Genomic DNA, 13,742 nt, shown 5'->3' on the forward strand with positions numbered 1-13,742 from the left:
GCTGCCGGTCGGCATTGTGTCCATCGCGTCGGCGCAAGATCGCGACCGTGATCAGCTGAAGACCCAGCAGCAGCTTCAGGATAAGGACAAGCTGCAGACCAAGGACCAGCTGAAAGAGAAGGATCAGCTCAAGGAACAGGAGCGGACAAGGGAGCGAACCCGTGAACAAACCCGCACGGAGCGACCTGAGAGGCCGCAGCATGAGAAGGCAGAACGGACTGAACGCGGCGGTCGCTGAGTCCTTCCTGCTGGTGCAAAGATGTCTGATGGGGGGAATCGCGCATCGCCTGTCAGCAGGCGGTGCGCGTGCCATCTTGCGAGGGAAAAAGATGCTGCCGATGAACTCACAGGCCGAGAAAGCGACCGGTGCATCGGTCCGATGCGGGAGGCATTCTACCTGCCGGCGCAGAGTCGGTGTCGTACTTGGTGTTGTTCTCGCTGTCATTGGCGCAGGAACGGTCGACGGGGCGGTGGCTGCTGAAACCGAAGGGCCGCCTCAACCGGCCCCTCAATGGCGCGTCAGCGCGACCGTCAATTATTCGAGCGGTTCTTACGGGACGGATTCCAGAACGAACATTCTCTATGCGCCCATGACGGTTCGGCGGATCTTTCGGGACGGAGACGTGAGCCTGACGATTCCCTTTGTCAGCATCTCCGGTACCGGCGCCGTGCGACTGGTGGGTGGAGTTCCCACGCGAACAAGCAGCGCCACTGCTGGCCCGGTGGGGACGCTCGCCAGCGCGTCTGGAAGCGGCAAGGGGACCGGAGCCAGTCCGTTGTCCACTGCCACAACCGACAGCGGGCTCGGCGATATCATTCTGCGTGGCCGCTATTATGTAATCGAGGAGAGCCCCTTCATGCCGCTCGTGGCGCTGATCGGGCGGGTTAAATTACCGACCGCGGATGCCGATCGCGGGCTCGGCACAGGCGAGTTCGATGAGGGGGCTGGGGTGGAGTTGACGAAAAGCCTCGCTGATCGATGGCTGGCGTATCTTGACGGAGGCTACAACCTGATCGGCGACGCGCCGGGCACCAACTTCAATAACCAGTGGTGGTATGACGTCGGGATCGGGTATGACGTAACGGATAACCTCAACATGAGTGTGTTTTATGAAGAGTATCGCGCGTTGGTCAATACGGTGAATAACGCTCGGGATCTGTTGGCTTTGGCGAACTATGTCGTGGATGACACTGTGCATCTCACCGGGTCGCTGCTTGTCGGGTTGTCGAACGGGGCTCCGAATTACGGGGTCGGCGGCGGAGTCAGGTTCCGGTTTTAATTGACAGCGGCGTAGGCCGCGCGACAGACGAGAGCCATTGCACGAACACCGCACGCTGCAGAACGAACGGAGGAGAACCGTGGAAATTGTCAACGCGAGGGAGGCCGATCTCACCAAGAATCCTCATCAAGTAAAGGCGAGCCGGCTGTACGACACCGAACATGCCCAAGTGGTTCACCTCACGCTGGAACCGGGCGAGTCTCTCAAAACGCATGTGACGCTGGTCGATGTCTTTTTCTATGTATTGGAAGGGAGAGGGGTCGTAGAAGTTGGAGACGACACGAAAGAAGTCGGTCCGGACACGCTCATTCCCAGTCCCGCTCGCATCCCGCACAGGTGGTCCAACCAAAGCGACAAATCGTTTCGTGCGCTGGTCGTCAAGGTTCCGCGTCCCACCGAATCGACCAAACTCGCATGAGATATTCGGCAGCGGCCGTGCGCCTCGTCCTCCTCGCAACATGAAGGAAGTTTCATGCGCCCTTCATGATGACTTCATATCGAAGGGTTATGGTGTGAAGTGTCGACGGTTCACACCTTCAACCATTCATCAAAGGAGGACAGTCATGAAGCGTTCATCTCTTGCGGGTCTGACGGGAACGGCGGTGGTTCTCATGCTGGCTACAGGGTTTGCCATCGGCGGCGAATCCCGGATGGGCCAGAAAGCGGCTGAGTCTACAGCCGGGATTTCCATCGAGGAGGCGATCAAGGCCGCGATCCAGAAGTATCCGGGCAAGGTCCTTGAGGCCGAGCTCGAAGACGAGGACGGAGTGGCTCTCTGGGAGTTGGAGATCCTCACGGCTGACGGCAAGAAAATGGAAGTTCAAGTGGATAGCCGCACCGGCGCGGTCCTCGCTTCAGAGGATGCCGAGAACGGCAAGGATCGAGAACAAGAACGGGACCGAGAACGGAAACAGGAGCGGAAGAGGGAGCACAAGTCCTGACATCGCTGCGCGCTAGGAGCCCGGCCGGATGTGCGAGCCGGGCTCCCGTCCCTTAGATTTTCGTATGGAGGTTTGGACATGGACATGCTCTTACATCCGATGCTCGTACATTTCCCGATCGCGTTGCTGTTCGCCAGTGTCCTCTTTGATGTGGCCAGTACAGCCCTCATGCGCGACAGCCTCCGCGAAGGCGCGCTCTGGCTGCTGGGATTGGGGCTTCTAGGTGGCCTCGTCGCCGCGGTCGCGGGTAGATTCGCGGAACATGCGGCGGAGAAAGCGGGTGTGGCTGAAGCCCTCATCGAGACCCACGAAATGCTGGCCTACGTCACGCTCGGCATTATGGCAATCATGTTTCTGTCTCGGCTCCTGCTTCGCAATCGCTTTACGATAAGGGTCCTTGCCGCCTATCTAGCGGTGGCGACTGTCGGACTGGTGGCCGTCAGTGCGACCGGTCACACCGGCGGAAATCTGGTTTATGAGCATGGTGCTGGCGTCAAGGCGGCCGCCGCGAGGACATCGCACCTGGCGGAGACGGTCTCTCACCGGTAGCGAAGAGAAAGGGCGCGGTCGTGCGGATTCTTGTCGTCGAAGACGATCCCGATGTGGCGTCCTTCATCAAGAAGGGCCTTCAAGAAGAGCGCTACGCCGTTGATGTGGCGGTCGATGGGGAAGAAGGACTGCGGCTGGCTCAAGATAATCCGTATGATCTGATCATCTTGGACCTCATGCTCCCGAAGCTGGATGGCCTTGCCGTCTGCCGGCGACTCCGGGCCGATCGGCACGGCACGCCGATTTTGCTGCTGACCGCGCGCGAGACCGTCGAGGACAAGGTCACCGGGCTTGAATCCGGTGCCGACGACTATTTCACCAAACCGTTCGCGTTTGCCGAATTGCTGGCCCGCTTGCGCGCCTTGCTTCGCCGGACCGGAGAGCCGGCGGGCTGTCTCAAGGCGGCGGATCTGGAGCTGGATCCCATAGCCCATCGAGTGTGGCAGGCGGCAAGGAAATCGCGCTCACCAATAAGGAATACGCCATCCTCGAATATCTGCTGCGCAATGCGGATCGGGTGCTGACGCGCACTGCCATCATCGAACATGTTTGGGACATCCACTATGAGTCGGTGACCAACATTGTCGATGTGCATATCCGATCCTTACGGGCGAAAATCGACCGCGAGTTCGCTCCGCCGCTCATTCAGACGGTTCGGGGCGTCGGGTACATGCTGAAGATGTCCGAGGGAGATTGATTGGGCATGCCGATGCGCTCGTTCCACCGTCACATCCGGCGAGCCGCGTTGTTCCTGATGCTCGGCTTGATCTTCACGTTCGGGATACTGCTCTACGCCGGGCTGTCGATTGTGCTGCACCGTCACGTGGATCAGGAGTTACTGGCAACGGCGCAGGCGGAAGCGCGGCAAGTTGAGGTCGCAACCGGCGTCTTACGGGAATTCGGCGGTTCGGGTGACGACGACGATGCCGATGAGCGGCTTATTCGTGAAGCGGCTCGGTCGGTCGTGGTGTTGTCCCCGGACGGCACTGCCGTCTGGACCGGGGCGGCCGTTGCCAAACGCCCCGGGCTCGCCCAGGCCATGATCGGAAGAACGCTCCAGGGTGAGGTTGTGTACGATACCATCAGCACGGGCTCCGGCTCTCAGGTTCGACGTATCTTGTTTCCCATCCAGCGGGACAGAGATGTGCGGTACATCCTCCAAACCGAGGCGTCCCTCCGTGTCGTTCGGGAATCGCTGCAGATGCTACTCGGATTGCTTGGCGCGGTTGTCCTGCTCGGGCTCGGGGCTGCCTGGCTCGGCAGCGGTTGGCTGGCTCGTGAGACCCTCTTACCGGTGGAAGCTCTCAGTAGGACAGCGGAACAGATCACCAGCCCTCCGTTAGACATCAGAGCTCCGGTTGATGCCCCCTATGTGGAGTTCCAGCGCTTGGCCCACGTCTTCAATGCCATGCTCGATCGCCTCCACAAGGTCTTTGAAAGTCAGCGCCGGTTTGTGGCCGACGCGGCGCACGAGTTAAAAACCCCGCTCACCGCGATCAGGGGGAATCTGGAGGTAGCCCTCCAGCGGGCGCGTTCGGCGGAAGAATACAGAGACTCGATGCTCACGCTGCTGGGAGAGGTCGAGCGGCTGATTGCGCTGACGCACTCGCTGCTCACCTTGGCGCAGTTATCGGGCGAGCGCACGGCCATGGAAATGAAACCGCTCGCGCTCGAGCCGATCGCACGGAACGTGATCGGCGATCTTGACGTGCTGGCGCAAGACCGGGCGATTACGCTCAGCCTCGCCGTCGGTCCTGTTCCGATGGTGCTCGGTGAGGCCGGCCGGCTCAAACAGGTGCTGATCAATCTGCTGGACAACGCGCTTCGGCACACGCCCGCGCAGGGCAAGATCGCGGTCACGCTGGCGGCAACCGCGTCGATAGTGAGGATTACGGTCTCAGACACCGGTCCGGGCATTGCCCCCGAGCTTCTGCCCCATCTGTTCGAGCCCTTCTATCGAGCCGACCGCGCGCGAGCGAAAGAAGATGGGGGAACGGGCCTCGGGCTTGCCATCGTGAAGGAGATCGTTGAGGCGCACGGCGGGGAGGTGCGGGTGGAGAGTGAGGTGGGCAAGGGAGCTGTCTTTACCCTGTTGCTTCCGGTGATCGGCTGCCCTTCTTCCATGCCGCTCCCAGAGACCGTGTGAGAAGCGCGGGGATATCCTGCGGCAGCGCGGTAGCTATTTGCCCCGAGGTCTGACATGCTTCCACGCCTGATCGAAGCCGAAACGCAGGGTGTCTTGATCAGCCAAGTCGCGAGCAGCGTGACCGGACCTATCCGGCATCCACCGTGCCGTCGTAGCGCGTGATAAGGAGGAGAGGTATGAAGGGGTGGACTGTGTGCACGACCATGCTGGCACTCTGGGTGGCAACCGTCGCGGCGGGGGCTGAGTCGCCTCAGATTCGTTCCGAGCTTCGTCTCAGTCTGCACGATGCGATTCAAGCGGCGATCGACAACAACGTCAACGTGCGGCTGCTGAAAGAGCGCATTGCCGCGGCTCAGGCTGCAGCCGATACCAGCCTGGGGTCTATGTTGCCGAACGTCTCCGGATACATGACCGGGCGCAATCAAACGGTCAATCTGGCTGCGTTCGGTCTCCCTCAAGACCGGCTCGGCGCGCTCGGCTTGACCGGGAGCGTGACGCCATCCTTCGATGTGTATGACGCGCGGGCCAGCCTCGTTCAGAATGTGTTCAGTCTGAGCCTCATTCAGCGATGGCGCGCGGCCAGGACGGGCGTGGATGTGGCGAGCCTGGAGGCCGAAGTGACGAAGCGCGATGTCATGGCCACGGCTGGATTGTTGTACATGGAAGCCTCACGGGCTGAGGCGGCCGTGAAAGCCCGCCAGGCCGACATGGAACTCAGTGAGCAGCTTTTGAAACTGGCACAGGATCGAAAGAAAGCCGGCGTGGCGACAGGGCTCGACGTGACGCGCGAAGAAGTACAGTTGGAGAATACCCGCCAACGATTGCTGGTGGCACAAAATGATCAGGAGAGTGCGAAGCTGAATCTCATTCGCGCCCTGGGAATCGATTTCGATGTGCGATTGACGTTGACCGATGAATTGGCGTTGGTCAATGTGGCCCCTCAGTCTCCCACCGACGCACTCCTGGCCGCCCAGGAGAACCGCACCGAGCTGAAAGCGCAGATCACCCGCCAGAAGCTGGCGTCGCTCAGCCTCAGCTCCGTCGCGAGTGAACGGCTCCCTTCGTTGTCTTTGAACGGCGACTATGGATGGATTGGATTGAAACCGGAGGATGCTTTGGCCACGCGTTCGGTCGGACTCATGCTCTCGGTGCCGATCTTCGACGGGGGGCAGCGGGAGGGCCGGATCTCTGAGAACCGCAGTCGCGTGCGGCAGGAGTCGATCCGGATGAAGGATGTATCCGATCAAGTCACTCTCGAAGTCCGCAACGCGCTTCTCACGCTCGACTCGTCCACGCAGCAGGTCGCGGTCGCCGGGAAAGGGATTGAGCTGGCGATGAAGGAACTGACCTTTGCGCGCGATCGCTTTGCCGCCGGCCTTGCCACGAATATCGAGGTGACGAACGCGCAAACCTCGGTGGCGCGCGCGCGCGACAATCAGATTGAAGCCCTGTTCCGATTCAACGCGTCGCGCATCAATCTGGCGCGGGCCAAGGGAGAAATCGAAACGCTCTTTTAAGAGTGGTCTCTGGTCATTGATGACAGAGATCCTCTTCACGATTGACGGTTGACGAATGACGATTCCCAGGTAAGCGAGAAGAGGAGGCGCATGAGCACAGAGACGACGGCTCCTCACAGATCGGGTGGGACCGAGCCAGGCGGGCATGGAGCCTCGCAGCCGGTTGCCGCATCGTCTGTCGCAGGAAGCGCGAGCACACGCACGTGGATGCGGGCGATCCTGATCGTCGGTGCGCTCCTCCTTGCCCTGGCCGCCAGCCTGTATCTACAGTCACGAACGGTACCGGACTCGGGAGCACTGCGGGTGTCGGGGAACATCGAAATCACCGACGCCGAGGTGAGTTTCAAGATTTCGGGCCGGGTGGCGGAGCGCCTGATGTCAGAAGGAGAGACGGTCCGGGCGGGGCAGTTGGCGGCTCGACTGGATACCGGCGAGCTGGCGCAGGAGGTGGCGCTGCGCAAGGCGGAGGTCCGGGCCGCCGAAGCCGCGCTGGCCGAGCTGGAAGCCGGATCCAGGCCGGAGGAAGTGGCGCAAGCGCAGGCTGTGGTCCGGCGGACGCAGGCGGATGTGGCGCATGCGCGGGCGGATTTCAAGCGCTTCAAGACGCTCTATGAGCAGGACAATGTCTCGGTGCAGAACTACGATGCGGCCAAGACGGCTGTGGAGGTGACCGAGGCCACACTTCGGGAGGCGCAGGAGCAACTGGACCTTGTCAGGAAGGGGCCGCGCATCGAAAAAATCGAGCGGGCGCGGGCGCAGCTTCAGCAGGCCAAGGAAGCGCTGGCCTTAACTGAGACACGGTTGAGCTACGCCACGCTGACCTCGCCGCTGACCGGCGTGGTGCTGTCCCACAATATCGAGCCGGGTGAGTTCGTCGCGGCCGGGACGCCGATCGTGACCGTCGGCAATCTGGACCATGTCTGGCTGCGGGCCTATGTCGATGAGACCGACCTGGGGCGGGTCAAGGTCGGGCAAGCGGCGCAGGTCACGACCGACAGCTATCCGGGCAAAGTGTACGAGGGGCGCGTGTCCTTCATCGCCTCTCAAGCCGAATTCACGCCCAAGAGTGTCCAGACCGAGAAGGAGCGGGTGAAGCTGGTCTATCGCATCAAGATCACCATCGCCAACCCTCAGATGGAGCTCAAGGCCGGCATGCCGGCCGATGCCAAGATCATTCTGCCGGATCGTGCGGAGGCCTCCGGTGGAGGCCATTAGGCTGGCCCATCTGTCGAGAGCGTTCGGAGCGGTCCGTGCGGTTGACGATCTGACGTTCGAGGTGGCCCAGGGGGAAATTTTCGGGCTGGTGGGTCCGGACGGCGCCGGCAAGACGACCACGATGCGGCTGCTGACCGGCGTGATGGATCCGAGCGGCGGCGAGGCCTGGGTGATGGGTAAGCATGTTGTCCGGGAGGCGGAGGCGGTCAAGGACGACATCGGGTACATGAGCCAACGATTCGGGCTGTATCCGGATCTCACGGTGGACGAGAACATCCATTTCTACGCCGATCTCTACGGAGTTCCCGCAAGAGGCCGCGAACAAAAACTCCACGAGCTGCTCTCGTTCAGCAATCTCACTCCGTTCAAGAAGCGGCAGGCCGGACGATTGTCCGGCGGCATGAAGCAGAAGCTGGGTCTGGCCTGCGCGCTGATCCATACGCCGAAAGTCTTGTTCCTGGATGAGCCGACGAACGGGGTGGATCCGGTGTCGCGGCGCGACTTCTGGCGGATTCTCTATTCCCTCCTCAAAGAAGGTGTGACCATCTTTATCTCTACCGCCTATCTGGATGAGGCCGAACGGTGTCATCGGGTGGCGTTGTTGCACCAGGGCCGTCTGCTTGCCTGTGACACCCCGGACCGGGTCAAAGCCCTCATGCGGGGCACGATCCTGGAAGTCCGTGTCAGCCGGGCGCGCGAGGCCGCAGCCCTGCTCAAGCAGCGCGTGAAGGCCGAGTCCATCGGACTGTTCGGAGACCGCATCCATGTGGTGACGATGGATCCGACACAGACCGCTCGGGAGGTGCCGGCCGTGCTGCTAGCCGAAGGCTTTGCGCTACACGAGTTGCGGTCGATCGAGCCCTCCTTGGAGGATGTCTTTGTCTCGGTGCTGACGAGTGCAGGGGCCGTCTCTCAACAGGAACCGATTGATGCGTACCGATTCTGAGCCTTATGCGGTCGTCGTCCACGATCTGGAAAAGCGGTTCGGGTCGTTCGTCGCCGTCAACCGGATCAGCCTGCAAGTCAAGGCCGGCGAGATCTTCGGATTTCTCGGGCCGAACGGCGCCGGCAAGTCCACGACTATCCGGATGCTCTGCGGCCTGCTGACTCCGACCGGCGGCACCGGCACGGTCGCCGGCTTCGATATCATGCAAGAGGCCGAGCGGATCAAGGCGCACATCGGGTACATGAGCCAGAAGTTCTCGCTCTACGAGGACTTGACGGTCGAGGAGAACATCGACTTTTACAGCGGCATTTACCGGATTCCCAAGGCGAAGAAAACGGAGCGGAAAGAATGGGTGATCGGCATGGCCGGCCTGTCGCAGCATCGCGCGTCCCGGACCGCCGTGCTGTCCGGGGGCTGGAAGCAACGGCTCGCGTTGGGCTGCGCCATCCTGCACGAGCCGCCGATTATCTTTCTCGATGAGCCGACATCCGGCGTGGACCCGATCAGCCGCCGAAGCTTCTGGGATCTCATCTACGCGCTGGCCGGACAGGGCGTGACGGTCTTCGTGACGACCCACTACATGGAAGAGGCGGAATACTGCGACCGGCTGGGGTTGATCTATCGCGGGGAATTGATCGCCGCCGGGACGCCGGACGAGCTGAAGACGCGCTTCATGCAGGACGACATCATCGAGGTGCTGTGCGAGCAGCCACAGGAGGCGATGCTGATGCTCGGGGGGGTTGAAGGGGTCAAGGAAGCGGCCCTGTTCGGCAAGGGACTGCATGTGGTGGCCGAGCGCCGGGCGGAGGGCGTGATTACTGCGATCAGAGCGGCGCTGGCTGAGCGGAACCTCGGGGTGTCGCGGGCGGAGCGGATCGTGCCGTCGATGGAGGACGTCTTTGTGTCGCTGATCGAGACGCGGGACCGACTGGAGCGTCCTCAGGCCGAGGTGGCGGGATGAACGCGCGGCGCACGTGGGCGGTTGCCCGTAAAGAAAGCATCCACATCGTCCGGGACTGGCGCAGCCTCGTTATGGGAATCGCCATCCCGATCCTCTTGCTGATCCTGTTCGGCTATGCGTTGACCCTGGACGTGGACGAGGTGCCGCTGGTCGTCTGGGATCAGAGCGGCACGCAAGCCAGCCGCGACTTCATCAGCCGCTTCGAGGGATCGCCCTATTTTTCACTCCGCCCTGTTGTGCAGACCTATGCCGAAATCGAGCGGGCGATCGATGCGGGGAATGCCCTGGTGGCGTTGGTCATTCCGGTCGATTTCGCGAGGGACGTGGAGTCGGGCCGGGTTGCCCAGGCTCAGGCGATCGTGGACGGCAGCGACTCCAATACGGCGACCATTGTCCTCGGCTATCTGGAGACCGTCGCACGGACCTACAACCAGGATCTGGCGATCGAGCAGGCCGCCCGCACCAGCGGCCGAACCGTCACGGTCCCGCTCGATCTGCGCCCGCGAGTCTGGTTCAACGCCGGCATGGAATCGAAGAACTACATCATTCCGGGACTGATCGCGGTGATTATGATGGTCATCGCCGCGATGCTGACCTCGCTGACGGTGGCGCGTGAGTGGGAAACCGGCACGATGGAGCAGGTGATCTCCACGCCGTTGACAGGCCCCGAACTGATCCTCGGCAAACTGTTGCCCTACTTCGGCATCGGAATGCTGGATGTCCTGGTCGCCGTGCTGATGGGTGAGTTTCTCTTTGAGGTGCCGCTGCGCGGCAACGTCGCGCTCTTGTTCGGCATGGCCGCCGTCTTTTTAGCCGGCGCGCTCTCGCTCGGCATGCTGATCAGTATTGTGACCAAAGCCCAGTTGCTGGCCAGCCAGCTCGCCATGGTGGTCACCTTCCTGCCGGCCTTCCTGCTCTCCGGGTTCATGTACGACATCAGCAACATGCCGAAAGCGATCCAGGCCATCACCCATGTGGTGCCGGCCCGGTATTTTGTCTCGCTGTTGAAGGGGATCTATCTCAAAGGGATCGGGCTGGAGCGGCTCATGATGGAGGCCGCGCTACTGACCGTCTTCGGCCTGCTTGTGTTCCTGGCCGCCAATCTGGTTTTCAAGAAAAAGATGGCGTGAGAAAACAATGTTTGAGCGGATCACGCACATGTTGATCAAGGAATTCATCCAGATCCTCCGCGATCCGCGGATGAGGACGGTGATTTTTGTGATGCCGCTCGTGCAGACGCTGGTCTTCGGCTATGCCGTCACCACGGACGTCACCCATATCCCGACCGCAATCTTTGACTTGGACAACAGCCGGGCCAGCCGCGAGCTCACCGCCCGGTTCACTGGATCCGGCTACTTCGACGTGGTGAAGTACGTCGATCGGGAGGAAGAGGGTCGGCACCTCGTTGATCGCGGGCTGGTCAAAGCGGTGCTGCGGATGAACAAGGGGTTCGGGGACGACCTGCGCGCTGGGCGGACTGCGGCCGTGCAGATCATTGTGGACGGGACGGACTCAAATACGGCCGGCATCGTGCTCAACTATGCGGGGCAAATCGCCGGACGGTTCGGCGAAACCGTGTTGCTCACCCGGTTCGTCCGGGCGACCGGCCAGCCGGCCTCCCCCGCCCGTGTGGCGCTAGAGACGCGCGCCTGGTTCAATGAAAATCTCGAGTCTCGGAATTTTTACGTCCCCGGCGTCATCGTGCTGATTGTCACCCTGGTCACGCTCATGTTGTCCAGCATGGCGGTGGTCCGCGAAAAGGAGATCGGTACCATTGAGCAGATTATGGTCACTCCGATTCGACAGTCGGAGTTCATTCTGGGCAAAATGTTGCCGTTCGCACTGATCGGTTTTGCCGATGTCGTGCTGGTGACTGTGATCGCCGCCTACTGGTTCAACGTCCCGATCAGGGGCAGTCTGCTGCTGCTCTTCGGAGCGACGAGCCTCTACCTGATGAGCACGCTGGGGATCGGCCTGCTGATCTCGACCATCAGCCGGACGCAGCAGCAGGCGATGATGAGCGCCTTTTTCTACTACTTCCCCGCCATGCTGCTCTCCGGCTTCGTCTTTCCGATCGCGAACATGCCTGAGCCTGTGCAATGGCTGACGTACCTGAACCCGCTGCGCTACTTCCTCGTGATCATCCGCGGGATCTTCTTGAAGGGGGTGGGGCCCGATATTCTCTGGCCGCAGATGTTGGCGCTCTTGATCTTGGGAATAGCGACGTTGTGGGTGGCGGCCCGGCGGTTCCGCAAGACCGCCATCTAGGGAGAAATGACTTTGTTTTGGAAGACGGTAATCGGGGTGGTTGGCCTCACTGTCCTGACAATGGGCGAGGCCCGAGCGGAGGACGCGCAGGACACGAAGAGCGGCGCGGCGTTCGACTGCCGGTACGAGCAGAGTGAGAGTGGAATGAGCAATTCGGCATTCCCAAGCGATGACGTGTTCCGACCTTTGATGGCGGATCCGAAACAGCCGCAGTTCTTCGCCACCTATCAATCCGTTCAGCGCAGAGAGCCCACGAGTACCGTGAAAGGGGTGGGGAAGTCCGTCAATGTCGGCTCGGTGGGATTCGGGGAAAATTTCGGCTTCTACACTAAGCGTCAAGGGTGTAATGGTTGGCAGGTGGGCCTGCTGGCCGGGGTTTTTTCACAGTTCAACCTGGATGCGCCGTCTTCTGACTTGATCAATGCCGACTACATCGTGGGGATTCCCGTCTCCTGGCGGCATGGTGACTGGTCGACACGGGTGCGCCTCTACCATCAGAGCAGTCATGTCGGAGACGAATTTCTCCTGGAGAATCCGGCATTCAATCGGGTGAATCTGAGTTTCGAGGAGGTTGAGGCGATCCTATCCTACGACCATCGCTGGATACGGGTGTATGCAGGTGGAGGCTACTTGGTGCATCGCGAACCGGCGGTGCTGGATAGGAACCGGGTGCAGTGGGGAATGGAGTTGCGTGGGACGACGATTCCCTCTCCACTCCTTGAGCGCGGGATACCGGGGCTCCAGCTCACACCCGTCCTGGGGGCGGACTTTAAAACTTTCGAAGAGCTGCATTGGATCATCAACACCAATATCGTAGGCGGGTTCGAGTGGTCTCGCCCAGGCGCAAAGCGGAGATTTCGGTTTTTGGTGAATTACTATCGCGGCTTCTATCCCTATGGACAGTTCTTCAACGAGAAGGTCGAGAGCGTCGGCTTTGGGTTCTATTTAGCTTTTTAGGCAACTCACAGAAGCGGAGTACCGTTCTGGATCGGAATTGTCCATGGCGATCTCGCAGGCTCCCGCGAGGTCGACCTATGCTGGAACGCTGAAAAGGACGCCGACCGGTGAATCCTTCCGTACGGATCGTGCTCACAATGGAGGGAGGGTCATGTACTGATGGCTGAATGTCGATTGAGTACGAGGGGGTGTTTCACGTCTGAGGAGGAATAAAATGGGCAGCAAGGCACGCGCACTTTGTCTCGCAACGCTTGGGCTCTGGGTCATCACTGTGACTGTCGCTGGGTGGGTGTTTGTGACGGGTTGGACGAGACCTGGTACCGATGGGCGAACTGAGATTGTCCTGGCAGCAAGCGAGCGGGATCAGATTCTGGCAGAGATGCGCCAGCTCCTGAAAGCGGTGCACGGCGTGGTGACAGGATTGAGCACTCCGGACGGTGACATGAAAGCCGTAGAACAGGCGGCGCGAGACGTGGGGATGAAGATGGCGGCGGACACCGAACCGGCGATCATGGTGAAGCTCCCGCTACCGTTCAAGCAGATGGGCATGTCGATCCATAAAGACATGGATGCCCTCGCGGATGCGGTCGTCCAGAAAGAAACCCCACAACAGATTTTCCAGCGTCTCTCCAGCATGACGGCTCGCTGCACCACGTGCCATGACATGTATCGATTTGGGCTGGAGAAGTAGGGAGCCTTCAGAGGCCTCAGAGGCATGAAATCCGAGTCAACGTGAATCCAATTCGTGCGTGGTGACTCAGAGTAGGGACGACGGCATGGCCGGATGTCGTAGGGAAAGAAGCCGTCGATCGTCGGCTTTTGCCGCGAGCAATGTCGCTCACGGTTACGTGCACAAGGAGGTGTCAGATGAAGTCCAGAATGATTCTTTCCATCGCAGTGGCCGCAGCCATGCTGCTGCCGGTCGGCATTGTGTCCATCGCGTCGGCGCAAGATCGCGACCG

General features: G+C 60.9%; 16 protein-coding genes. All 16 read left to right on the forward strand.

Going from position 1 to position 13,742, the window contains the following annotated elements:
- The coding region (locus Q8N04_04190; protein ID MDP3089850.1) for a hypothetical protein at positions 1–238 on the forward strand (238 nt) is incomplete at its 5' end.
- Positions 201–1,280: a transporter gene (locus Q8N04_04195; GenBank protein MDP3089851.1), complete on the forward strand. Its 1,080-nt coding sequence runs from the start codon at positions 201–203 to the stop codon at positions 1,278–1,280. The genes Q8N04_04190 and Q8N04_04195, both read left to right, overlap by 38 nt.
- Positions 1,281–1,359: 79 nt before the next feature.
- The gene (locus Q8N04_04200; protein MDP3089852.1) at positions 1,360–1,698 is read left to right on the forward strand and encodes a cupin domain-containing protein; all 339 of its coding nucleotides are present in this window, start codon (positions 1,360–1,362) and stop codon (positions 1,696–1,698) included.
- A gap of 145 nt (positions 1,699–1,843) precedes the next feature.
- On the forward strand, positions 1,844–2,221 hold the full coding sequence (locus tag Q8N04_04205) for a PepSY domain-containing protein (GenBank protein MDP3089853.1): 378 nt from the start codon (positions 1,844–1,846) through the stop codon (positions 2,219–2,221).
- 78 nt (positions 2,222–2,299) lie between these two features.
- The gene (locus tag Q8N04_04210; GenBank protein ID MDP3089854.1) at positions 2,300–2,770 is read left to right on the forward strand and encodes a DUF2231 domain-containing protein; all 471 of its coding nucleotides are present in this window, start codon (positions 2,300–2,302) and stop codon (positions 2,768–2,770) included.
- A 20-nt stretch (positions 2,771–2,790) separates the two neighbouring features.
- A complete protein-coding gene (locus Q8N04_04215; protein ID MDP3089855.1) occupies positions 2,791–3,294 on the forward strand; it encodes a response regulator in 504 nt (167 codons plus the stop codon).
- Positions 3,210–3,467, forward strand: coding sequence for a winged helix-turn-helix domain-containing protein (locus Q8N04_04220; protein ID MDP3089856.1), 258 nt, complete (start codon positions 3,210–3,212; stop codon positions 3,465–3,467). The genes Q8N04_04215 and Q8N04_04220 overlap by 85 nt, the downstream gene beginning before the upstream one ends.
- A gap of 6 nt (positions 3,468–3,473) precedes the next feature.
- Positions 3,474–4,916 (forward strand): ATP-binding protein, encoded by a 1,443-nt coding sequence (locus tag Q8N04_04225; GenBank protein MDP3089857.1) that lies wholly within the window; start codon positions 3,474–3,476, stop codon positions 4,914–4,916.
- Between the two features lie 176 nt (positions 4,917–5,092).
- A complete protein-coding gene (locus Q8N04_04230) occupies positions 5,093–6,433 on the forward strand; it encodes a TolC family protein (GenBank protein MDP3089858.1) in 1,341 nt (446 codons plus the stop codon).
- A gap of 90 nt (positions 6,434–6,523) precedes the next feature.
- Positions 6,524–7,648, forward strand: coding sequence for an efflux RND transporter periplasmic adaptor subunit (locus Q8N04_04235; protein ID MDP3089859.1), 1,125 nt, complete (start codon positions 6,524–6,526; stop codon positions 7,646–7,648).
- Complete coding sequence (locus Q8N04_04240) at positions 7,635–8,594, forward strand: ABC transporter ATP-binding protein (protein MDP3089860.1); 960 nt, start codon at positions 7,635–7,637, stop codon at positions 8,592–8,594. The genes Q8N04_04235 and Q8N04_04240 overlap by 14 nt, the downstream gene beginning before the upstream one ends.
- A complete protein-coding gene (locus Q8N04_04245; GenBank protein ID MDP3089861.1) occupies positions 8,578–9,555 on the forward strand; it encodes an ABC transporter ATP-binding protein in 978 nt (325 codons plus the stop codon). The genes Q8N04_04240 and Q8N04_04245 overlap by 17 nt, the downstream gene beginning before the upstream one ends.
- Positions 9,552–10,685 (forward strand): ABC transporter permease, encoded by a 1,134-nt coding sequence (locus Q8N04_04250; GenBank protein ID MDP3089862.1) that lies wholly within the window; start codon positions 9,552–9,554, stop codon positions 10,683–10,685. Before Q8N04_04245 ends, Q8N04_04250 begins: the two co-directional genes overlap by 4 nt.
- Positions 10,686–10,692: 7 nt before the next feature.
- The gene (locus Q8N04_04255) at positions 10,693–11,823 is read left to right on the forward strand and encodes an ABC transporter permease (GenBank protein MDP3089863.1); all 1,131 of its coding nucleotides are present in this window, start codon (positions 10,693–10,695) and stop codon (positions 11,821–11,823) included.
- 6 nt (positions 11,824–11,829) lie between these two features.
- A complete protein-coding gene (locus Q8N04_04260) occupies positions 11,830–12,780 on the forward strand; it encodes a DUF1207 domain-containing protein (protein MDP3089864.1) in 951 nt (316 codons plus the stop codon).
- Between the two features lie 214 nt (positions 12,781–12,994).
- On the forward strand, positions 12,995–13,471 hold the full coding sequence (locus tag Q8N04_04265) for a hypothetical protein (GenBank protein MDP3089865.1): 477 nt from the start codon (positions 12,995–12,997) through the stop codon (positions 13,469–13,471).
- The last annotated feature ends 271 nt before the right edge of the window (positions 13,472–13,742 follow it).

This window comes from Nitrospira sp. (assembly GCA_030692565.1).
GTDB lineage: Bacteria > Nitrospirota > Nitrospiria > Nitrospirales > Nitrospiraceae > Nitrospira_D.